Source organism: Oleiphilus sp. HI0079, from assembly GCF_001635105.1.
Genome location: NZ_LWFT01000634.1, coordinates 1 through 1,132, shown reverse-complemented (window position 1 = coordinate 1,132; position 1,132 = coordinate 1). Strand labels below are relative to the sequence as shown.

1 protein-coding gene is annotated in these 1,132 nt (G+C 41.7%); it reads left to right on the top strand.

From position 1 onward, the window contains the following. Nucleotides 1–14: 14 nt before the first annotated feature. Nucleotides 15–1,132: glycosyltransferase family 4 protein (locus A3750_RS11480; protein WP_068548281.1), on the top strand; the 1,118-nt coding region annotated here is incomplete at its 3' end.

Here is a 1,132-nt window from a genome sequence, read left to right as displayed (position 1 = left end):
ACATAGATATAGTCATGTTCAACCAGCCTCGATTAATGGCCGGATTTTATTCTGATTCAGCTAAAGGGACTCGAGAAGCCCTAGAAAAAGTGGCTGAATTCGCATCGAACAAGGTAACTTTCGACATACCTACAGAAAAGAATAAATGGACTAGGTTAAAGCTAATTGTTAGCAGCTTATTATCACGTATGCCTTACACTATAAAATGGCTTGAGTCCGAGAATGTATTCCAGACTCTAAACCAACTCACAGCTGACAATGAATATGACCTGATTCATTTTGACACCGTATCTCTCGACCCTTTCTATAGCGCCATTCTAGCTGGAAAGAACAAATCGACCATTGTGATGGATCATCACAATATCGAGTCACATATGATGACCAGAAGAGCTCAAAAAGAAGAAAACCTTCTTAAGCGAATATATTTTAAATGGGAAGCCATAAAGCTCACAAAATATGAACAGACAGAGCTAAACAAATACCACGCACATGTCACATGCTCGGATGATGACACGAAGCGCCTGACGCAGCTAGTTCCGAACGCACTCATTCGAACTATTCCTAACGGAATAAGTTTGTCTGACGTGTCGCGTGACTATGCACCGAAAGACAATACAATTCTATTTGTCGGTGGGCTGTCGTGGTACCCAAACTTAGAAGGCGTTCAGTTTATCATCGAGCAAGTAATACCTTTACTCAAAGCGAACAATGTACGATTTCATTTTAAGGTGATCGGCGAAGGCGCATCTGAGAAAATTAAAGAAAAGTACAGAGACACCCCAGAAGTGCAGTTTTTAGGCTTCGTGGATAGCTTAGTTGAGCATTACTCCAGTGCTTCAGTTATTGTTGCCCCCATCTTCGATGGCGGAGGGACTAAGTTAAAAGTGCTCGACGCCTTGGCGAATAATGTTCCGCTAGTAACAACAACTCTAGGATGCGAAGGCATAAAACTAACTCATGAGAAGAACTGCCTAATAGCTGATACAGCAACACAAATAGCCTCGAATGTGCAAAGAATATTCGAGGACGAAAGACTGGGGCAGGAACTGACTAAGAACGGTTATCAAATAATCGAAGAGCAATATTCTTATGAGAAAGTGGGGGAGCAGCTATGCAACTTCTATAAGAACTT